Origin of the sequence: Burkholderia sp. M6-3, from assembly GCF_050858985.1 — a bacterium.
Lineage (GTDB): Bacteria > Pseudomonadota > Gammaproteobacteria > Burkholderiales > Burkholderiaceae > Paraburkholderia > Paraburkholderia caledonica.
On sequence record NZ_CP110091.1, the window covers coordinates 2,962,710 to 2,983,071 of the forward strand.

Sequence of the window (20,362 nt, forward strand, 5' to 3'; positions counted from 1 at the left end):
CGGCCACGTCGGCATAAACCGCCGCGGCCAGTTTCTTTAAGGCGCGCCTGCGTGAATCACTCCAGCTATATCGCGGCTCACTGCGCCGAGAGCGTGATCGGCGGCTGACACCAGCGCGTCGTAACCGTGTCCGTCAATGGGTTGCCGAACCAGCGACTTCCCGGCGACCGGCAACGATTTGCCTGGGGGGAACACGGCCCAGAGCGCTTCGACGGTTACGGCCTCGCCGGGCGTCGCGTCAAAGCGCATCACGTCCACGCGTACTCGCCACGTACCCGCCGCATCAACGCCCATATTGAAGACCGACACGTGATCCGATGCCAGCAATGTGGCGAGATCGCCTGCGATCGTACGTGCAATGTCCCCCTTCAACGGTTCGCCCCACCGAGCGAACTCGTTGAGCACGACCTCGTTGTTGCCCATGCGCGTGACGATCTGCGGCCGATCGACCACATCGGGAATAGTGACTGGATTGACCACGACATGGACCGGCATCGTGGAAGTCATTGGCGTGAGTGTCGTATCGACGGTCAGCGTGTAGAAGCTGGCGGTCGGCGAACTGCCGCACGCGCCCAGCAAGCCGCAAAAAAATACTCCGGCAACGACAGAAGAGATTTGCGTCACGGTTTGTTCTCCGGCTTGCCGCGTACCAGTGCCTCGGGATGCCGTTCGAGATAGTCAGCCAGCGTGCGGACTGCGGCGGCCGTCTGCGCCAACTGGTTCATGGCGTCGGAGACATTCTGCTGTAGCGCGGAGTCCGGCTGCAACGCCCCGTTGGCAGAAGTCATCATTCCATGCGCGGCAGTCAAGGTGTTTTTCGCTTCTGGAACGACATCGGTGTCGAGATGGGCAAGTAGCGAATTCGCGTTCTGAAGGGTCATCTGCGTGTTCTTGCCGATTGCTTCGAACGGTATCGTATTCAACTTGGCGACCAGGCGCGCGACGGAGTCCTGAAGCGATTGAAGCGAGCCCGGAACAGTCGGATACTGGGGCGGATTTTTACTCCAGTCGATCTGCGCCTTCGGTGCGTCGGGGAAGAAGTCGACGGCGAGATAACGCTGGCCGGTCAGCAGGTTGCCCGTCCTCAATTGCAGCCGCAAGCCCCGTGCGACCAGAAAATCCGCGAATCCGCGGGTGTCCTTGACGACCGGGTTGCCGGTTGGACCGCTTTCATAGCGGCTTGTGAAACGCTCGGGATAGTAGGCTACTTCCACCACGATACTCAGCTTCCTGCTTTCGCGGTCAAAGCGAGTGTAGATACCACTCACCTCGCCAATCGTTATGCCGCGAAAATCGAGCGGCGCCCCGACAGTCAGCCCGCGTACTGAATCGTCGAATTCGGCGACGAGCCGGGTGACGATCCGGTCATGGCGCTTCATGGCCTCACCGAAGTTCGCGAACAGCGTGAAGGACGTCTGTGCGGGCGCTTGAGGTTGATCGAGCGACTGCTCCGGCGTATCGAACGCAACCCCGCCAATGATGATCGACACGAGCGATTGCGCATTGAGCCGTACACCATTGCTGTCGAGTGCCACGTCGACCCCGCTGGCATGCCAGAAGCGCGTGTCGGGTCTGACGAACTTGTCGTACGGCGCATTGATGAATACGTGCAACGTTACGCTTCTGCCGTCAGGATCGAGAGCAAAGGAGGTGATCTGCCCGACCTGCAGCCGCCGATAAAAAATCGGTGTGCCGGCATCGAGCGAACCCATGTCCTGGCTTCGCAGCACAAACTCGCGACCGGGCACATCGCTCGTGATCACAGGCGGAACTTCGAGACCGGCAAAAGTCTGGCGCGGCTTCCTGGAGCCGCCCACGTCCATGCCGACGAACGATCCCGACAGCAGAGTGCCGAGCCCGGACACGGTGCCGCCCGAGATCCTTGGACGCACGACCCAGAAACGCGTGTCGTCGACCAGCAGGTCCGACGCATCCTTGACGACTTCCGCGGTTGCGATCACGTGCTTGTGATCTCTCGAAAGGCTGACTCCCTTGATGACACCGATATCCACTTCCTTGAACTTTATTTTTGTCTTGCCAGCTTCGAGTCCGTCGCCTGTGTTGAACATGATGGTGATCTGCGCCCCCTGATCGAGCACCGCCTTGACGGCGAGCCACCCGCCGATCAGCACGGCGATGATCGGCACCAGCCATACGACCTGGGGCCGCCAGCGCGCGCGGGGCGCGACGATGGCTACAGGGACGTCAGGCGGCTCAGGCGTGTTTGGGTTGTCCGGCATGATCTTGCCCGTCCGCGTCCCAGATCAGACGCGAGTCGAACGACATGGCGGCGAACATGGTCAATACGACGACCGCGCCGAACGCGACCGCAGCCAGACCCGCCTGGATGGTGGCCAACGCCTTGAACTGCACCAGGGCCACCAGCATGGTGATGACATAAATGTCGAGCATCGACCAGCGCCCGACCAGTTCAACCACTCTGTAGATGCGCGTACGTTGTTCGGGATTCCAGCGCGAATGAACCTGAGTGGAGATCGACAGAAAGGCAATGGCGATAATTTTCAGCATCGGCACTGCGACGCTCGCGACGAACACCACGACGGCGAGCAACCACGAGCCGGACGTCCAGAGATAAACGACACCGCTCATGATCGTGTCCTTCTCTGCGCCGAACAGAGAACTCGTGTACATCACCGGCAACAGGTTGGCGGGGACATACAGCACCATCGCGGCGAGCAGAAACGCCCATGTGCGCGACAGGCTGTCCGGTTTGCGAAAATGCACCGACGCGCCGCAGCGCGAACAGTACAGACCGTGCGCGTTTGCGGGCACCTTCACCAGCAAGCCGCAATCATGACACTGCATCAGACCGCACTGCGCGGCGCTCAGCCAGCCACGCGGCAGAGACAAAGCGTCACCCGTCTGACCGCCAGCGTGCTCAAGCGCACCGATTCTCGCCCACAGGTCGCGCGAATCGAACGCCGTGCCCGCAGCGGCGAGCAGCAGCATTAATACGCCAAACGACCATAGTCCAACCCCTACAACGACGCTTGCGATGTGGGCGAGCTTGACGAGCGCCACCAGCAAACCAATGATCAGCACTTCCGTCATACCCCATGGTTGAACGAGGCGGGCCAACCGGAACACCACGGCCGCCCCCCATGGCACGCGGTTGAGTTGCAACGGCACGAGCATCCACAGCATCGAGGCGATTTGCAGAGCGGGAGTGAGAACAGTGGTGAAAAAGACCAGCAGCGCGATCGGCCACATTCCGTCGTTGTACAGAACATCCACTGCCCCGATCAGCGTCGTTTCGACCAACGAGCCGCTTACCGACAGTCCAACGATCGGATAAGAGTTGGCGATCACGAGCAGCACCGCTGCCCCGAGCGAAAGGGCCAACGCGTGTCCGAGCGAATTCGCGCGGTTCCGGTAAAGCTCGCCATGACAACGCCGGCAACGCAACACGCCGCCTTCGGGAAGGTCCGCATCGACCTGGAGCAGGTCGCATTCGTGGCATGCGAGAAGCCTGGCGTGCGTCATCGCGGAGCCTCGGCAGCCGGCACGCCCGCCATAGGCTGCGGAGCAGGCGGCTGAGTCATCTCCTCCGCCTTGACGACCCAGCCGCCGCCCATCGCCTTGTAAAGACGGACGAACGAAGTCAATTCGGCGCCCTGAGTCTGTGTATAGCTCAGTTGCGCGTTGAACAGACTGCGCTCGGCGTCGAGCACCTCGATGTAACTCGTGTAGCCGCCTTCGTAGCGCAGCCGGGCAAGGTGCGCGTAGCTGGACAGCGCGGCAACCTGGTCCTGCTGGATTCCCAATTGCTCGCGAGACTTCTGCAGCGCGATGAGCGCGTCCGCGACTTCCTGGAATGCAGCCTGAATCGCTTTCTGATAAGCAAACAGCGCTTCCTGTTGACGTGCCTCCGCCTGGTGAACCTGCCCTTCGATGTTGCCGGCAGTGAAGATTGGCAACGATACGGCGCCGGCGAAAGACCATACGCGCGCCGGCCCGGTGAACAGGTTCGAGAATTGGGTGCTGAGGGAACCGAACAGCCCCGTTAGCGAGATCGACGGAAAATACAGCGCACGCGCCGCGCCGATCAACGCATTTTGCGCCACCAGATTCTGCTCGGCCTGGAGCACATCCGGACGGCGTTCGAGCAGTTCGGACGGCAGACTGGACGGAATCGCGGGCGCAGTCAGCGCGTCCAGTTCGTGGCCACGCAGAATCGGCTCCGGATTGCGTCCGAGCAGCACGGCAAGCGCGTCTTCCTGCACCCCGATCTGGACTTCCAACTCCGGAATAGTGGCTAATGCTGCCTGATATTCAGACTGGCTTTGTGCCAATTCCATTTGCGACACCTCGCCGCCCGCGAAACGCAGCGTGAATACCTTGACCGATTCGGCCCGGCTCTCCACCGTGGCCTTCGCGATGTCCAGTTGCCGGTCGAGGCTGCGCAGGTTGATATAAGACGAAGCAACCGACGCTACTAGCGAGAGTATCGTGCCGCGGCGGCCCTCCTCGCTTGCGAGCAGATTCGCGCGAGCAGCTTCGGTCTCGCGCCTAGTCTTGCCGAACAGGTCGATTTCCCAAGCCGCCGAGACGCTCGCGTCGAACTGGTTGTAGACCGGGTTCACATTCGCCGGCAGCGGCACCCCGCCGCTCTGCGTTGCGCGCTGGCGTGACGCATTGAAGTTTGCCCCCACCTGCGGGAACAGTCCTGAGCGGGTTGTCACGAACTGCCCGCGAAACTCTTCTACGCGCGCGGCGGCGATCTTGACGTCGAGATTATCCGCGAGCGCGGCAGCGATCAGATCGTTGAGGACAGGGTCTCCGAACTGTTCCCACCAGGCCGTATTGGCGGTGTCAGCCGTCTCCTGGATGCTGAAACGGAAGGTAGCGGGCACATCGACTTTGGGCCGCGCGTAGTCCGGTCCAAGCAGACAGCCAGTCAGCGACAGCGAGGCGAGCCCCGTCAGAAGCACAACGCCAACGCTCGCAAAGTGCGTGGTGCGCATGTCAGTCACCCTCGCGCTGTGCGGACGGCGTGACCTTCGGCGTACCCGGACCGCCCGCTGCAGGCGCCGAGCCTCCCGGGGCGCTTGGGTCTGCTCCCGGCTTCTCCTTCGGCCCGCTTTTACGCGACGACCAGGTTTCCAGCAGGTAATAGAACATCGGAATGAAAAATACCGCGATGACGGTCGCACCCAGCATCCCGCCGATCACACCAGTGCCGATCGAATGCCGGCTGTTTGCCGACGCGCCCACTGCAATAGCAAGCGGCACGCAGCCGAGAATAAAGGCAAGCGACGTCATCACGATCGGGCGCAACCGCTCTTCGGATGCTCGCAAGGTAGCATCCAGCACCGACGCGCCTCCTTCCCGGTTGATCACCGCGAACTCAAAGATCAGAATTGCATTCTTCGCCGCGAGCGCGACCAGCATCGTGAGGCCGATCTGGAAATAGATATCGTTTTCGAGGCCCCGCATCAGGATAGCGAGGAGCGCACCGAACAGCGCGAACGGCACGGCCATCAGCACGCCGACCGGCAACGACCATTTCTCGTACTGGCCGGCGAGGATCAGGAACACCATCACGAGCCCGAAGATAAAAACGATGCCCGACGTCCCCCCGGATTTACGCGCCTCATAAGCCTCACCACTCCAGGCGACGCCGAAGCCGGCCGGCATTTCGGTGGCAAGCTGTTCGAGTGCGGCGATCACCTGGCCCGAACTGTAGCCCGGCGCAGCATTCGCCGTCACGAGCACGGCCGGGAAGTTGTTGAAGCGTGTGAGCAGATCCGGACCCGTGACATACCGGTAGGTCGCGACCGCTCTTAGCGGCACCATCGTGCCGTTCTTGCTGCGAACGAATATCTGGTCAAGGTCCTGTGGTCTGAGCCGATAGACCGGATCGGCTTGCAGGATGACCTGCCACAGCCGGCTCGACCGGTTGAACTGGGACACATAGAGGGAACCAAACATCGTCTGCATCGAGCTATAGACATCTTCGATCGGCACGCCGAGCGTCTGGGCTCTTTCCCTGTCTACCTCGACCAGCAACTGCTGTGACGACGCATTGAAGGTCGTCGTGACCCGTGCAAGCTCGGGCCGTTTTCTCGCCCGCTCGATAAACTGCTGCACGACCCCGGCAAGCTGCGCGATCGTCGCGTCGCCCGTGCTCTGAATCCATACTTCGGTGCCGCCGGTCGTGCCGAGCCCGGGAATAGACGGTGGATTAACCGGCGTCACGACTCCCGCCGTTATCTTCGACAAAGTCTTATATGCATCGATCAGCACGGCCCTCGCATTCTGGGTTTCGCGATTGGCACGTGTGTAGCGCTCGTCGAAACCTTTTAGACCGATGAAAAAGGTACTCGCATTGTTTTTGTTCTGCACGTCGAGCAGACTGTAACCATCGACCGTCGTGATACTGCCGACCGCGTCCTGTTTCATGAAGTATTCAGTCACCCGGTCAGACACCGCCCCGGTTCGATCGAGGCTCGCCGCATCCGGCATCTGGATTGCGCCGAGAAGATAGCCCTGATCTTCCGGCGGAAGAAATGCGCTCGGAACGGATTTGACGATCACGACGGTCAGCGCGATCATTGCCCCAAAAAGCAGCAACGCGAGAACGAAGCGCTTGATGACGAACTGAATCGCGCGGGAGTAGCTTGTGGTCATCCGTGCGAACGTGTTTTCGAACCAGCGGAAGAAGCCTTTCTTTTCCTTGTGAGTACTTTTGAGCAATAGCGCGGCGAGTGCGGGCGACAGTGTCAGCGCGACAATGCCCGAGATCACAACCGAGATCGCAATCGTAATCGCGAACTGCTTGTACAACTGGCCAGTAATGCCGCTCACGAACGCCACCGGCACGAACACCGCGCACAGCACAAGCACAATGGCGATCACCGGCCCCGCCACTTCATCCATCGCGAGTTTGGCCGCGTCTTTCGGATTGAGCTTGTGAACGGTCATGTTGCGTTCGACGTTCTCGATCACCACGATCGCATCGTCGACCACGATACCGATGGCAAGCACCATCCCGAAGAGGGTCAGCATGTTGATCGAAAATCCGAGCAGGGCCATCCCCATGCAGGTGCCGACAATCGAAATCGGCACTGCCAGCACTGGAATCAACGTCGCCCTAAGGCTTTGCAGGAAAACGAACACCACGATCACCACTAGCACCAGTGCTTCGAAAAACGTGTGGATCACATCGGAAATGGACGCGCGCGTGAATTCCGTAGTGTCCATTGCAATGTCGTACTGGATGCCCTCGGGGAACGACTGCTGGAGTTGGGCAAGCGTGGCGCGAACCTGCTTCGACACATCGAGCGCATTCGCGCCCGGTTGCTGATAGACGGCGATGATCGTGGCCGGTTTGCCCTGAAAGCGACTGCGGATGGAGTAGTCCTTCTGTCCCAGTTCGGCATGTCCGACGTCCTTCAGTCGCACGATAGCCGACCCTTCGCTAGCAGCACGCAGGATAATGTTCTCGAACTCCGCCGGTTCGGCGAGGCGACCCGTGGTCGTGACAGCAAACGACTGTTCAACCGGAGTGCCGGTCGGCGACTGTCCAATGCGCCCTACAGCGAATTGCTGGTTCTGGTTCTGGACAGCGTTCTGCACGTCGGTCGCGGTGATGCCCAGCTGCGCCATACGATCGGGCTTGAGCCAGACACGCATCGCATAGTCCGGAGTGCCAAAGATGCTCGACTGGTTCGCGCCCGGAATCCGCTTGAGCGCATCGAGCACGTAGATGTTTGCGAAGTTCGCAATGTACGTGCTGGTGAAGCGCTGGTCCGGCGAGTAGATCGCGATGACCATCATGAACGCCGACGACTTCTTCTGCACCTGTACACCCTGCGCCTGAACCGATTGCGGCAGTTGCGGCAACGCAAGGTTCACGCGATTCTGCACGTCGACCTGCGCGAGCTGCGGATTGGTGCCGATTTCAAAGAAAGCGTTGATCGTCAGATTTCCCGTCGATGAACTCGACGAGTTCATGTAGATCATGTTGTCGGCGCCGTTCACCTGCTGCTCGATTGGCGCGGCCACGTTATTCGCGACGACGTCTGCACTCGCCCCCGGATAGGTGGCGGAGATCGTAATCTGCGGCGGCGTGATGTCCGGATATTGGGCAACGGGCAGCGCGAACATCGTCAACGCACCGCCGAGCGTAATCACAATCGAGATTACAGACGCAAAAATCGGCCGGTCGATGCAGTAGTGGGAAATGCTCATCGTCGCCGTCCTTCACTGGGACGCGCCGGCGCCGGAGACCGGCTCCGTCGCGGCTGTTTTGGGTCCATTAGCCTGGCCGCCTGGTTCCTGCTGTCCGCTGTCCGCGACGGGCGGCCGTTGAACGATCTTGAGCGGCGCCCCGGCGGTGACGCGGATTGCACCGTCTACTACGACACGCTCGCCGGGCTTCAGCCCGTCGGTGATGAACCAGTCGTCGCCTTGCCATTCCCCGACTTCCACCACACGCTGACGGCCTTTAGATTCGGCGTCCACCACCCAGAGAAAGTGGCTTTTCGAGCCCTGCAAAACCGCCCGCTGAGGAACGAGGATCGCATTTGGCCGGATCGCTCCGGCCACGCGCGCCCGCACGAACTGCCCGGGGCGCAGCACAGCTTTAGGATTGTCGAAGACGGCTCGTACCAGGAACGTGCCCGTTTCAGTGCTGAATGCGGGATTGGCGAAATCGATCGAGCCGTGTTCCGCATAAACGGAACCGTCGGCGAGCACGAGAGATACCGTGAAGTTGTTTTCGGGCGGAAAGCGCAGATGTCCCGTCGCAATCTGATCGCGGTACCTCAGCATTTCATTCTCCGACACACTGAAGTTCACCCAGATCGGATTGAGTTGATACACAGTAGTGAGCAACCCCGACTGGGTAGCCGTCACATAGCTGCCGTCCTGCTGTTTGGCGAAGCTCGACAGCCCCGTTAGCGGGGACTTGATCGTCGTGTAGCTGAGATTCAACAGAGCCGTATCCACTTCGCCTTTGGCTGCAATAACGGCTGCGGCGGCTTGTGCTTCGTTGCCAACGGCATCGTCGAGATCCTTCTTGCTCAATGCGTTCTGCGCAACCAGAGGTTGCACGCGGGCCAGATTGGCTTTTGCGACCTGGTGCCTCGCCTGCTGCTGCGACAACTGGCCTTTGGCCGTTTGCAGCGCGGCCTCGAATGGCTTCCGGTCCATCAGAAACATCGTCTCCCCGGACTTCACCAACGACCCTTCCACGTAGGTCCGACGATCGAGAAAGCCGTCTACGCGAGCGCGAATCTGCACTTCGCGCGAGCTCTCGGTCTGCGCGGTGAATTCGAATACGACCGGCGTGTCGCGAGGCGTGACCGTCATCACCGTGACCTCGGGCGCACCTGCTGCCGGCAATGCCTCCTTCTTGCCGCATCCGGCGACGAATGCAAGCAACGCGAGCAACGTAATCACCAGTGTGAGCGTGGGGCGGACCGGCGCGACGCTTGCGTTACCAGTGGCGTCAAGAGCGTGATTGTCGAGCGCAGGCAACCGTGTGCTTTGCGCGGCGAGACGGCGGGCATGCGTCGGGCGACCGGGCACGATCACGTGCGAGGCGGTGACGCGCGCGCGCGACAAGCGCAAAGCGCGGGCAACAGAGGCCATATTCATCGGGGCGATCCCACTGATTGCGTCCGGGCTTTTCATATCCGCGTTCTCCGGATGACGTCAGCGCGGCTGACGGCTGCATAGATTGCAGTGTGGTTATCCGACAAGGTCCGGACAATCGGACTTTGGTCTCATACGATCCGTACGAAGACGACGCTGCTGCGCCGCCACTCAACGAAGAGTGGCCTCAGGGCGCAGGCGGGAAACCCGTCGCCGCCTGAACGGCGCGGATTAGCGCGGCACCGTCGAACGGTTTGCGCAGATAGTCGATGGCGCCGGCGGCGAGCACTTGCGCGCGAACCGACGGGTCGTCGTGGGCGGTGATGATGATGACCGGCATCCCCGTACCGGACAGTTGGCGCTGCACTTCGACGCCGCCAACGCCAGGCATCAGGACATCGAGGATCACGCAGTCGGGCCGGTACGATGCATCGGTCGACAGTCTGTTCAGAAATGCCTCGCCGCTCGAGAACGCCTCCGCGTCGATGCCAGCAGATCTCAACAGGCGCTTGATCGCCCGTCCGACCGATTCTTCATCGTCGACAACCGCTGCGGTCGGAGTGAGATTGGCCATGTGGTACGTTCGGGCTCGTTAGGCGATGTCGCAACGCGATCGTGCAGTCCGAGCCTAACGAATTCACTTGAGATATGAAATAGGACTTTGGTCCACCAAGACCATTCAAGTGCACCGGATTACGACTGGTGGCCACGCGTCAGCGGCACTGAGCGCGATGTGTGGATGCCAGCAGCGCTGGCGTACAGGACGTCTGAAATCTTGATTCGCACCAGCGCCCGGCGAGGTGCGACCTCATCTGCATGGCGCCTGCCCGAACGCAGTCAGCGATACGAGGCGGACGTGTCCGTCGCGGTCGCGGATTCCGCTTTTTCCGCGAGGCGCACGAGTTCTGCGAGCGATCCGGCTTTCATTTTTTCCATCACGCGTGCACGGTGAATCTTGATGGTCTTTTCTGCTGCGCCCAACTCGCTCGCGACCTGCTTGTTCAGGTAACCCGCCACGACGAGCGTCATTACCTCGCGCTCGCGGGGAGTAAGCTGCTTGACCCGGCTCTGGATGTCCTGCAGTTCGCTGCGCCAACCGAATAGCCGTCGCGCGCGTTCGAGCGCGCGTTCGATTGCGTCGAGCAATACGCTGTCAGTCACCGGTTTTGGCAGGAAGTCTGTTGCTCCTGCTTTCATTGCGTCGACCGCGGAATTCATGTTGCCGTGCCCAGACATGAAAATGATCGGTAGCCACTCATGTAACTGGTGCTGCAACGCTAACCCGCTGAGTCCCGGTAGTTGCAGGTCGAGCAGCAGACAGGCAGGGCCGCTCTTCGGATCGAAACGGTCGATAAACGTCTCCGCGCTGTCGAAGGTCTGGACACAATAACCGGACAGCCGGATCAGTCGCGCGAGAGCAGACCTGACGTGCTCGTCATCGTCGACGACGAATACCATTGAAGTGACTTCAGTCATGGTGTTTGAACAGGTTGTCATATATCAGCCTCCCCCGCAGATGGCAGCACGAGTCGGAACGTCGCGCCCCGCTCGCCATTGCTTTCCGCCCATAGCCGTCCGCCGTGCATCGAGATGATCGAGATACTGATCGACAGGCCGAGCCCGAGACCTTGCGGCTTGGAGGTGGGAAACGGCGAGAACATCTCGCCGAGTTGCTCCGCCTTCAGACCAGGGCCGCGGTCGCTCACAGAAATACTGACCCCTTCTCCTTGCGCCGCAGTATCGACTTTCACCGACACGACGCGGTGTTCCGCACAACACCCCTCTACCGCGTCGAACGCGTTTTGCAGCAGATTGATCATGACCTGCTGCAACTGGATGCTATCGCCTCGGACCAGCGGCACGCGCCTCCCGATGTCGAGCGTCACGCTGACTCCGCGCACCACCGCATCGCGACGCATGAGGTGCATCGCTCCGCTGACCAGACTCCCAATATCGATCGACCGTGTCTCGGGTGCGGCGCGACGGACGAACTGCCGCAGCTTGCGAACGATCTCGGTGGCACGAAAACTATCCGCCACGATGTCTGCAAACGCCTCCCGCAAGTCAGTTGAACCGCTTTTGGTCAAATGCAGGAACCGCTGTACCGCCTGTGCATTACTCAGGATCGCGGTGAGCGGCTGATTGATTTCGTGAGCAAGAACGGCCGCCATTTCCGCCAGTTCGAAAACGCGCGCAAGATGCGCGTGCTGCGACTCGTCGATAACCATCTCTGCGTGAGCTTGCACGTCGTCGGCAGTGACGACCCATACAAATGCACCAGCCGGTCTGTAGTGCGTACACTTCACGCTGACCGACCGTTCGGTGCCGTCCTTACATCGTGCAACAGCTGTTCGTCGCGCGCTGGAAGCTGCAAAGTCTTCGGGCGCGCCGTTTGATGGCAGATGTCCTCGCCGCGCCACCGCGTCGTTATCCATGCGAGGAAACAACTGCACGAAAGAGAGGCCGCTCATTTCCTCCGCTGTATAAGAGAAAAGCGTTGCGGCAAGCTGGTTGGCCTGTATGACCTTATGGGCGTCGTCGACCACGATCATCGCCGCAGGCATCATTTCCAGCAGTGGCTTCAGCCCTTCTCTCGCGCGGTTAAGCTTAGCGTCTTCAGCGCGACCCGTCGGCCACGGCAGATATCTGACCAGCGCACTCTTTAACTGCCCCATACGGTCGGAGCTTACAGTGGATGGTCGTCTGTATGTCCGGGGGTGCAACTGCTTTCGAACGAGGTTGTCCTGCCCGCTCCCCGCTTTTCGAGGTGCCACGTCAGACATGTCGACCCGCGGCCTGTCATGCGCGCGATTTGCCGTAATCATTCTGGCAGGCCTGGCCGACGGCGTCGGGTTCTGTTTCCTTGCGCTGGCTCCCCATGAATGTTTTAGCCGCTCAAGGGCTGACGCAATCCCCGTCATCATAGTGCGGGGGTCGCGTGTGGGCATATTCATGACTTGACTCTCCGTATTGGCCTTACGGTATCGAGCAGCAACGCGCGCCTCTTCGCGGGGATGTGCTCGAACATGCCACAGTACCCGCTTAACAGATCGACAGATGAGCGAACTCTTCGGTCAATCAGCAAAATGAGATCTAGTAGGCTATTGGTCGGCTCACCTAATCGCGCGAGAGCCGTATTTGTTTGGCACCTTTGAGTACCATAGACTGGAAGATAGCCGGATGAAAGGTAGCGATGTGATTTTTTCAGAATTTTTTTCGAACAAGCTGGAGGCATCGGAAAAAATGGCGCGACTCAGCGTTCAATAGCCTGTTAATAACATCGTTGCGAGTCGACGAGGGAATGTGGAAGAAGATGCAATCAAGTTCGCCTTAGCGTATACGCGGGCAGAACATGAAACGTTTTCGGCGTGGAATCGCTTCACGCGCTCTACTTCGGCGCGATTATGCTAACTGCGACCAAATAGCATAATTTCGCACGTTGTCTAGAGCTGAGTGAGATAGCGATAAGTGCGTGACTGAGGTGGCTCGCGGTCGAAGTCAATCAGGCGACATTGCAGTACGAATGGATTGAAGCGTTCCTGTACAAGTTCGGATACCTGACGTTTGACCACATCCCAACTCTATTTCTGAACGAGTACGCGCCTCGCGCGTCGTGCCGACTTTTATCGACACGACGCCGAATGCGCTGCGCGGATCCCAGTCGCGGATCCACAACATGTCCTGGAGCGATCGACCATCATCGTCCAGATCATGCCGAAGCGTGACGAGGTTTAGATCGCCCAATCGCCCGATACATTGCTAGCACATGGTTCCGGCTCAAAGGTTGAGCCTCGTCACCTTTGCACCGTTAACCGAGGCGTCGGCCATCAGACCGACATTGGTGAGCACGAGGGCGACCACCTGGGAGCTTGCCGATGTCGTATCGATTGCGCCATTCGCACCTACCTTCACGACCGATACCGCAACGTCACCCCCGGCCGACCAGCCAGACGAACTCTGAAATTTGGCGAGCGCGTCGCTTGTCATGAACAGGAAAATGACAGCGGTGGATTGTGCCCCCGCCTGAAATCCAAATGACGCCGCCGCCGTGCTGTAATAGCCGGCCGTCCTGCCACCCACACGCAATGCGCCTTCGCCATACTCGGCGCCCACGATGAAAGCAGCCTTCTTCACGTCTGGAAACACCAGAATCCCTTGTGCCTTCGACGCAAGTTCCTGCGAGCCTTTCACCGTTGAGAACAGCCGGCTCAATGTACCGTTCACACTCGCGTCAATGGCCTGGCGCTTGGACTCGTCAGTATCCGAGCTTTTGCCGCTGCCTGTCGTCGCGGTGCAACCAGCAAACGCCAGTGTGGAAGCGGCCATCGCAGCCGCAGTTCTTAACACGAAGTTCCGTCTGTTCATTGTTGGCCTCCGTTAGCGCTCCGGCCGAAGTACCGGTACGCGGGTAAACACATCGTTCTTAAATCGTTGCGGCAGCAATCACATCACTCGGTCGGCCGCAGTCACATGACGCAGTCAGATGAGTACTCAGGTAATAACGTCAAGGGCTCGTCCCGGCTTGACCAGTTCTGTGATGGCGACGAGGGGAGGAATAAGACTCTCGTCTTAGAGCTCGCCGCTATCTCCGCAAAGGCAGACTTCCAGCCACGGTTACGTCACGCGTCCATGAAGCACTTCGCATCCAGCGGAATGACACGCACGCTGTTTCGCTCACGGCGGCATCCAATAACACGTTCGCTTGACCGAATAACCGCGTCCTTCCATGCAGGCGCTCCAGGCGCGATTGAAGGTATCCATTGCGCCTTGCACCTGCGCCTGACTCGAATCTGCAGCGGCCTACCGATTGTTGCGAGCCCGCGCTCCGCCAACCATCGTGCCGCCAACCGCGCCGATTGCAGCGCCCTTGCCGGCGTCGCCAGCAATCGCGCCGATCGCCGCACCGCTCGCTGCGCCGCGCGCAGCGCCTCTAAGCCGTTCACCACCACCCACCGCTGGCCCCGAAGGCGGCGGCGGCTGGTTCGACGCCACAGTCGCTGGATCAGGAGCACACCGCTCAATGCGACAGCGCAAAAGCGGTGTCTCCTGTAAATATCCACAACAGCTCCCAAGGTGTTCCCGACGACGCATAAGCTCGCGTGATGAGTACATGATTGCGCTGCGTATCTGTTGAGGACAATCGGACCAAGGTCGTATGCGATCACTACGGCCGCTGCCGCATCGCGAACATTGGTGAGTGGATGTGTGCGGTGATCATGATCTCCTTTCTCGCGGTTCTGCCCTGAGACGCTCTCGCGTGAATAAGCTTTTGAGCCGAGATTCCAGGGAGTCAATCGAGCGACGAATCACGCCGGTTGCTCGCCACTGGTTGTCGAAGTGCCCAGTTCCAAAAGCGTAATATAAAATCATACCCATCCATTTTCGCGAGTCGCCCATGCCGAGCAAGCACGCGCTATGCGTTAGTCTGACGGAGCGACTGGCGTCGTTCATAGAGGCAGAAATTGCCGTAGGTCGCTACAGCCCGGCAAGCGAGGTCGTCCGTGCCGGACTGCGGCTGCTGCAGGAGCAGTCCATGCCCTCGCTGGACAATAGCGCGGACGGTACGCCCCCGAAGCGGCAGGCCCATCCCGACGGTGGCAAACCCGCGGCAATGCGGGACAAACGATGACGCGACCCACCCATTTCCCGATTGTCGGCGTAGGTGCGTCTGCTGGTGCCGTCGAAGCGCTCGAGGGCTTCTTCCGTGGCATGCCGCGAAACCCCGGCCTCGCGTGCGTGATCGTCACGCATCTGAGTCCCGATCGCGACAGCATGCTGCCGGAAATCGTTGCCCGTTTTACCGACATGCCGGTGCACGCCATTGCAGACGGCACGTCCATCGAACCCAACAATGTGTACCTGTTGCCGGCCGACGCCGTCGTAAGTGTCAAGGACCGCACACTTCATGTGCAGTCTCAGGACAAGCTCCGGCGCGAGCGCAAACCGATTGATGTTTTCTTCAGCACGCTCGCGGCCGACGTCGGCGAGCTGTCAGCCGGCGTGATTCTCTCGGGCGCCGATTCCGACGGCACACTGGGCATCAAGGCCATCAAGGAGCGCGGCGGGTTGACACTGGCGCAGGCCGACGACGGCTTTGGCCCGCATCATCCGGACATGCCGAGAAGCGCGATCGCAACGGGCCTCGTCGATTTCGCGGTGCCCGCCGAGGCAATGGGCCAAAAGCTCGCGAGCTTCGCCGCGGGCGTCTTCATGCTCGACGGCTTTGCCGGGAAATCAGGAGCGCAAATCAATGCAAGCGAGTTCGACGAAGCGCGCATTGCGATCTATGCAATCCTGCGCAGTCAGGTCGGCCATGACTTCAGCGGTTACAAGATGAACACGTTTGTGCGCCGCGTGCAGCGGCGCATGCAGGTCCTTGAAATCCTTACGCCGGAGGCCTACGTTGCGCGACTGTCGAAAGAGCCGGAAGAAGTCGCCGCTCTGTTTCGGGACCTGCTGATCAACGTGACCAGTTTCTTTCGCGACGCGCAGGCGTTCGAGGCACTCGCGGAGATCGTGATTCCCCAATTGCTGGAGGGACGCGGCGCGGACGACACAATTCGCGTGTGGGTTCCCGGCTGCGCGACTGGTGAAGAAGTCTATTCGATTGCGATGCTGCTGCGCGAGCAGATGGATGGCCGTCAGCCGACACCGCGCGTACAGATTTTCGCCACCGACATCGACGACGGCGCGCTCGCCGTCGCACGCGCGGCACGCTACCCGCTAGCGATGCTCGACGGAGTATCCGAAGAACGGCGCGAGCGCTTCTTCATTCAGGACGGCAGCAGCTATGTGCTCACGAAGGAAGTGCGCGACTTCTGTATCTTCTCGCCGCATAGTGTGATTCGCGATCCGCCTTTTTCGCGCATCGACCTGGTCTCCTGCCGAAACCTGCTGATTTACTTCGGCACAGAAATCCAGAATCAGGCGATCCCGACGTTCCACTATGCGCTGCGGCCGGACGGGTATCTCTTCCTCGGTACATCGGAGAACGTCAGCCAGTTCGACGAACTGTTTCTGCCGGTGGAGAAGAAGCACCGCATTTTCCGGCGGAGAGCGGATGTTTCGCCGCAGATTCGTGTGCCACTATCGGTCTCTTCGTTGAAGATCGGACAACCCGGAGGACTGACGCCGAGCCGCCCCGCTCTCGGCGGCGCTGCGCTGCGGCATGTGGTGGATAACCATATGCTGGAGCGCTTCACACCGCCGCATGTGCTCGTCACGCGCGACGGCGATGTCGTCTATTACTCCGGCCGCACCGGCAAGTACCTGGAGGCGGCGCCCGGCGCACCGACGCGGCAACTGTTTGCGCTCGCACGCAAGGGACTCAGCCTCGATCTGCGGTCGGTGTTTCGCGAAGCGGTCGAGTCGGGCCGCACCGTCACGCGCGAGGGCGTCGTCGTGGAGGGCGAAGACGGCCGTGTGCAACTCATCAGCCTAACAGTGGAACCGCTGACCGGTCAGCCGCAGGACGAGCATATGTATCTCGTCATCTTCGAGGACGAAGGCCCGCTAGCGGCCCGAGAAGAAGCGCTTGCGCGCGCGCAGTCAATGCACGACGGCACCGCGGCGCAGATCGAAAAGGAGTTGCGCGAGACTCGCGAGCGTTTGCAGTCCATGATCGAAGAGTACGAGACGGCGCTGGAGGAATTAAAGTCCTCCAACGAGGAACTGGTCTCGGTCAACGAAGAACTGCAGTCGTCGAATGAAGAGTTGGAGGCGTCGAAGGAAGAACTCGTTTCGCTCAACGAGGAACTGCAAACCGTCAATATGGAATTGAGCGGAAAGATCGACGCGCTCGACCGCTCGAACAGCGACTTGCGAAACCTGTTTGAGAGCACGTCGGTGGCAACGGTGTTTCTCGACCGCAACCTGGTGATCCGTTCGTTCACGCCGGCAATGGACAGCATTTTCCATATTCGTGCTATCGACCGCGGCCGCCCAATCACTGAACTCGTCAGCCGGCTTGAGTTGCACGGGCTGGAGCAGGATATCGAGACCGTCTTCAAAACGAACCAGCCGAGGGAGCGGCACGTCAGCGGCAGGGATGGGCTCGCGCATTTCCTCGTGCGCCTTGCGCCGTATCGCAACGGCGACCGGCAGATCGACGGTGTGGTGATTGCTTTTGTCGACGTAACGGACATGGTCCATGCCGAAGACAGGCAGAACGTGCTGATCGGCGAGTTGCAGCATCGCACCCGCAATCTGCTGGCGGTGATCCAGTCCATTGCTGAACAGACGCTTACCGCCGATCAAAAGCTGGAAACGTTCACGAGCCGCCTCGCGGCGTTGGGACGCCTGCAGGGATTGATCGGGGAAGCGGACGGCAATCTGATCAACCTGAGCGATATCGTGCGACTCGAGTTCGATGCGCTCGGCGTCGCGGACGGCGAGCGGGTCAAGCTCAGTGGCCCGGTCGTGCCGCTTGGATTCCGGAACATACAGATCATCGCGCTGGTCCTGCACGAGTTGGCGACTAATGCCCTCAAGTATGGCGCGCTGAAGGAGGAGCAGGCACGACTCGAAGTGCGCTGGCGCGTGGAGGTGGGCACCTCCGGTGCTGCATCGCTCGTGATCGAGTGGGTGGAAAGCGGGGTTCGCACCAGACCGGATAGCAGCCGGACCGGCTTCGGCCGGCAACTCATCGAAAAGGCGCTGAAGTTTACGCTTCAGGCGCGCACCGAACTCACGTTCGACGCCGACGGCATCTCGTGTCACATCGAGATACCGTTACCTGCAGCCGGTTCGCCGGGCGGCAATGCGTCGAATGCCACACCATCGCAGCAATCGCGAACGCGTTGAACCGTCAATGCATCACGGTCGTGGAGGACGACTGCCTCACGTGACCGACGACGCCAACGCAACCGCCTTCTGCAGGAAGTTCGCTGTCTTTGCCGGCGCGGCCTCGATGCGCGAGGCCAGCACGAGCCGGATCGAGATGGCGTTGCCGAGCACGTCGGTATAAGCGACGCCTTCCACCTGTATCTGACATACCGAAGCCGGCACCAGTGAGACACCGAACTCGGCAGCAACAAGATTCACCACGGACGAAAGCTGCGGCGCCTGCTGTCCCGCGATCGGCTCGAACCCGGCCTCCCTGCATGCTCCGACAATGACGTCATGCAGCGTAGGGCTCGCCTCGCGCGGCAGCATCACGAACGGATCTTCGGCTAATGCGGACAGCGCGATCTTGCGTTTCTTCGCGAGGCGATGCGTTGCCGGCAATACGACCCGCATGGGCTCGATTGCGATGTGATGGAACTGCACGCCCGCTGGCGACTGACTGCCGAGACGCACGAAAGCGACGTCCACACGGCCGTCGCCGAGATAGGCGAGCAGTTGTGCGGTGTTGCCTTCCGCAAGCGTGAGGGTGACGTTCGGGTAGTCCTGCCGATAGTCGCGAATCAGCTTGGACACGACAGGGTTGAACGCTGCGGACCCCGTAAAGCCGATGTTGAGCTGCCCGATTTCGCCGCGACCCGCGCTCTGCGCCTTTTCGACCGCCAGCCGCGTGTCGTGCAGGATCCGCTTGGCGTCGGCGGCGAAGGCCTCGCCGGCCTCCGTCAATACGACGCCATGACCGGTGCGGCGAAACAGCCGCACGCCCATTTCGTCTTCTAGCGCGTGGATCTGTTGGCTGAGCGGCGGCTGACCGATGCCAAGTCTTTCGGCCGCGCGAGTGACGTTGCGCTCTTCGGCGACAGCGAGAAAGTAGCGAATATGACGCAGTTCCATCTGATATCTGAAAAAGATATTTCAGTAAGACGCGATAGATATTGGACAGTATATCAGCGGTGCGACAAAATATCGCCATCGCGCGGTCCGTCCTAAATATCTTTCCGCAATACAACGCCGTTCGATCAAAGGATGAGGTGGGACGATTCGCGCCTATATCGGAGCGAGCGGCGGTGTGCGCCGTTGTGTTTATCTAAAGAGGAAAAGGGGGTCTACTGTGGCTGACACATTAAAAAAACCGAGGCCGGAATTCCGGAACATCGGTATCGGGCAGATATTGACGGCGTATCGCCTGCCGCTTGCAGGGCGCGTGTCGATTCTTCATCGCTTGAGCGGTGGTCTGCTGTTTGTTTTCCTTCCGTTCCTGCTGTACCTCTTCGACCAGAGCCTGACTTCCGAACTGAGCTTCGAGGTCTTCAAGGGCTTTCTCTCCAACATCATCGTCAAGCTCATCACGCTGGTGCTGGCCTGGGCGTTCCTGTTCCACTTCTGCGCCGGCATCCGTCACCTCGTGATGGACACGCACCGCGCAGTCAACAAGGAAGGCGGCAGGCAGACCTCCATCGTCGTGTTCGTCGTGTCCTCGCTTCTCACGCTCGCCTTCGCGGCGAAACTCTTCGGAGCATTCTAAAAAAATGGCAGCCCCTAACCGAATCGGTCCGAAGCGTCTGGTCGTCGGCGCGCACTACGGTCTGCGCGACTGGCTCGCACAACGCATCACCGCGGTCGTGATGGCCGTCTACACGGTGATCCTGCTCGTGTGGTTCTTTGGCGCGCGCGACTTCTCCTACGAAGGCTGGGCCTCCATCTTCGCCACCCAGTGGATGAAGCTGGCCACCTTCGTCACGCTGCTCTCGCTGTTCTATCACGCGTGGGTCGGCATCCGCGACATCTGGATGGACTATGTGAAGCCCGTGGGCATGCGCCTGTTCCTCCAGGCGCTGACCATCGTCTGGCTGCTCGCGTGCGCGGGCTACGCTGCGCAGATTCTCTGGAGAGTGTAAAA

Annotated in this window: 15 protein-coding genes and 1 pseudogene; 4 read left to right on the forward strand and 12 right to left on the reverse strand. The window is 60.3% G+C overall.

What is annotated here, in order from left to right:
• Positions 1–36 precede the first annotated feature (36 nt).
• From OH764_RS30835 to OH764_RS30885, 11 genes and pseudogenes are all read right to left on the reverse strand, one after another.
• On the reverse strand, positions 37–624 hold the full coding sequence (locus OH764_RS30835) for a PqiC family protein (RefSeq protein WP_498849825.1): 588 nt from the start codon (positions 622–624) through the stop codon (positions 37–39).
• On the reverse strand, positions 621–2,240 hold the full coding sequence (locus OH764_RS30840) for a PqiB family protein (protein ID WP_498849826.1): 1,620 nt from the start codon (positions 2,238–2,240) through the stop codon (positions 621–623). The genes OH764_RS30835 and OH764_RS30840 overlap by 4 nt, the downstream gene beginning before the upstream one ends.
• Complete coding sequence (locus tag OH764_RS30845; RefSeq protein WP_498849827.1) at positions 2,215–3,504, reverse strand: paraquat-inducible protein A; 1,290 nt, start codon at positions 3,502–3,504, stop codon at positions 2,215–2,217. Before OH764_RS30845 ends, OH764_RS30840 begins: the two co-directional genes overlap by 26 nt.
• The gene (locus OH764_RS30850) at positions 3,501–4,985 is read right to left on the reverse strand and encodes an outer membrane factor lipoprotein domain-containing protein (RefSeq protein ID WP_498849828.1); all 1,485 of its coding nucleotides are present in this window, start codon (positions 4,983–4,985) and stop codon (positions 3,501–3,503) included. Before OH764_RS30850 ends, OH764_RS30845 begins: the two co-directional genes overlap by 4 nt.
• Before the next feature lies 1 nt (position 4,986).
• Entirely contained in the window at positions 4,987–8,214 is a 3,228-nt protein-coding gene (locus tag OH764_RS30855; RefSeq protein ID WP_498849829.1) for an efflux RND transporter permease subunit, read from the reverse strand.
• Between the two features lie 12 nt (positions 8,215–8,226).
• The gene (locus tag OH764_RS30860) at positions 8,227–9,660 is read right to left on the reverse strand and encodes an efflux RND transporter periplasmic adaptor subunit (RefSeq protein ID WP_498849830.1); all 1,434 of its coding nucleotides are present in this window, start codon (positions 9,658–9,660) and stop codon (positions 8,227–8,229) included.
• A 148-nt stretch (positions 9,661–9,808) separates the two neighbouring features.
• Complete coding sequence (locus OH764_RS30865) at positions 9,809–10,195, reverse strand: response regulator transcription factor (protein WP_498849831.1); 387 nt, start codon at positions 10,193–10,195, stop codon at positions 9,809–9,811.
• A 263-nt stretch (positions 10,196–10,458) separates the two neighbouring features.
• Positions 10,459–11,097, reverse strand: coding sequence for a response regulator transcription factor (locus OH764_RS30870; RefSeq protein WP_498849832.1), 639 nt, complete (start codon positions 11,095–11,097; stop codon positions 10,459–10,461).
• Between the two features lie 17 nt (positions 11,098–11,114).
• A complete protein-coding gene (locus tag OH764_RS30875; RefSeq protein WP_498849833.1) occupies positions 11,115–12,173 on the reverse strand; it encodes a PAS domain-containing sensor histidine kinase in 1,059 nt (352 codons plus the stop codon).
• A 1,225-nt stretch (positions 12,174–13,398) separates the two neighbouring features.
• Complete coding sequence (locus tag OH764_RS30880; RefSeq protein WP_498849834.1) at positions 13,399–13,986, reverse strand: lipid-binding SYLF domain-containing protein; 588 nt, start codon at positions 13,984–13,986, stop codon at positions 13,399–13,401.
• A 309-nt stretch (positions 13,987–14,295) separates the two neighbouring features.
• A pseudogene (locus tag OH764_RS30885) lies at positions 14,296–14,625 on the reverse strand (glycine zipper family protein); the annotation flags it as partial.
• A gap of 391 nt (positions 14,626–15,016) precedes the next feature.
• On the opposite strand from OH764_RS30885, the gene OH764_RS30890 reads away from it, so the two are divergent.
• Together OH764_RS30890 and OH764_RS30895 are read left to right on the forward strand one after the other, a co-directional pair.
• Positions 15,017–15,250 carry a ribbon-helix-helix domain-containing protein gene (locus OH764_RS30890; RefSeq protein WP_498849835.1) on the forward strand — a complete coding sequence of 78 codons (234 nt, stop codon included), beginning with the start codon at positions 15,017–15,019 and terminating at the stop codon, positions 15,248–15,250.
• Positions 15,247–18,423 carry a CheR family methyltransferase gene (locus OH764_RS30895; protein WP_498849836.1) on the forward strand — a complete coding sequence of 1,059 codons (3,177 nt, stop codon included), beginning with the start codon at positions 15,247–15,249 and terminating at the stop codon, positions 18,421–18,423. Before OH764_RS30890 ends, OH764_RS30895 begins: the two co-directional genes overlap by 4 nt.
• A 36-nt stretch (positions 18,424–18,459) precedes the next feature.
• Here OH764_RS30895 and OH764_RS30900 read toward each other — a convergent pair whose 3' ends face one another.
• Entirely contained in the window at positions 18,460–19,356 is an 897-nt protein-coding gene (locus OH764_RS30900) for a LysR family transcriptional regulator (RefSeq protein WP_087752083.1), read from the reverse strand.
• A 217-nt stretch (positions 19,357–19,573) separates the two neighbouring features.
• Here OH764_RS30900 and sdhC point away from each other — a divergent pair, with 217 nt between their 5' ends.
• Both sdhC and sdhD read left to right on the forward strand, forming a co-directional pair.
• Entirely contained in the window at positions 19,574–19,987 is a 414-nt protein-coding gene (sdhC, locus tag OH764_RS30905) for a succinate dehydrogenase, cytochrome b556 subunit (protein WP_310066138.1), read from the forward strand.
• A gap of 4 nt (positions 19,988–19,991) precedes the next feature.
• The gene (gene sdhD, locus OH764_RS30910; RefSeq protein ID WP_110406629.1) at positions 19,992–20,360 is read left to right on the forward strand and encodes a succinate dehydrogenase, hydrophobic membrane anchor protein; all 369 of its coding nucleotides are present in this window, start codon (positions 19,992–19,994) and stop codon (positions 20,358–20,360) included.
• Positions 20,361–20,362 lie beyond the last annotated feature (2 nt).

Coding starts and splice junctions, on each gene's coding strand:
- OH764_RS30840 (WP_498849826.1), bottom strand. CDS start 2,240: ATGCCGGACAACCCAAACACGCCTGAGCCGCCTGACGTCCCTGTAGCC.
- OH764_RS30845 (WP_498849827.1), bottom strand. CDS start 3,504: ATGACGCACGCCAGGCTTCTCGCATGCCACGAATGCGACCTGCTCCAG.
- OH764_RS30850 (WP_498849828.1), bottom strand. CDS start 4,985: ATGCGCACCACGCACTTTGCGAGCGTTGGCGTTGTGCTTCTGACGGGG.
- OH764_RS30855 (WP_498849829.1), bottom strand. CDS start 8,214: ATGAGCATTTCCCACTACTGCATCGACCGGCCGATTTTTGCGTCTGTA.
- OH764_RS30860 (WP_498849830.1), bottom strand. CDS start 9,660: ATGAAAAGCCCGGACGCAATCAGTGGGATCGCCCCGATGAATATGGCC.
- OH764_RS30865 (WP_498849831.1), bottom strand. CDS start 10,195: ATGGCCAATCTCACTCCGACCGCAGCGGTTGTCGACGATGAAGAATCG.
- OH764_RS30870 (WP_498849832.1), bottom strand. CDS start 11,097: ATGACTGAAGTCACTTCAATGGTATTCGTCGTCGACGATGACGAGCAC.
- OH764_RS30875 (WP_498849833.1), bottom strand. CDS start 12,173: ATGATCGTGGTCGACGACGCCCATAAGGTCATACAGGCCAACCAGCTT.
- OH764_RS30880 (WP_498849834.1), bottom strand. CDS start 13,986: ATGAACAGACGGAACTTCGTGTTAAGAACTGCGGCTGCGATGGCCGCT.
- OH764_RS30890 (WP_498849835.1), top strand. CDS start 15,017: ATGCCGAGCAAGCACGCGCTATGCGTTAGTCTGACGGAGCGACTGGCG.
- OH764_RS30895 (WP_498849836.1), top strand. CDS start 15,247: ATGACGCGACCCACCCATTTCCCGATTGTCGGCGTAGGTGCGTCTGCT.
- OH764_RS30900 (WP_087752083.1), bottom strand. CDS start 19,356: ATGGAACTGCGTCATATTCGCTACTTTCTCGCTGTCGCCGAAGAGCGC.
- sdhD (WP_110406629.1), top strand. CDS start 19,992: ATGGCAGCCCCTAACCGAATCGGTCCGAAGCGTCTGGTCGTCGGCGCG.